Here is a 274-nt window from a genome sequence, read left to right as displayed (position 1 = left end):
GATACGGTTGACGCCAGTATCCATTGCTGCTTTTGCTACTGCTTTGGCAACAGCTGGAGCGACGCGCGGATCAAATGGAGCTGGGATAACGTAATCTTCGTTCAATTCGCTTTCGTCGATTAGTTCGGCAATTGCTTTTGCAGCTGCGATCTTCATTTCTTCGTTAATGCCAGTTGCGCGAACATCCAGAGCACCACGGAAGATACCAGGGAAGGCAAGTACATTGTTCACCTGGTTCGGGAAGTCAGAGCGTCCAGTACCGATAACGCGGGCA

Annotated in this window: 1 protein-coding gene; it reads right to left on the bottom strand. The window is 50.7% G+C overall.

Annotated features, from left to right (window positions below; genetic code table 11):
• On the bottom strand, positions 1–274 hold a 274-nt coding region (locus AE2B122_RS15200), incomplete at both ends, for a malic enzyme-like NAD(P)-binding protein (protein WP_305852001.1).

Origin of the sequence: Terribacillus sp. AE2B 122 (assembly GCF_902497585.1) — a bacterium.
GTDB classification, from domain to species: Bacteria; Bacillota; Bacilli; order Bacillales; family Amphibacillaceae; genus Terribacillus; species Terribacillus saccharophilus_A.
The sequence above is the reverse complement of the archived record's forward strand: the minus strand, read 5'-3'. Positions and strand labels throughout refer to the sequence as shown.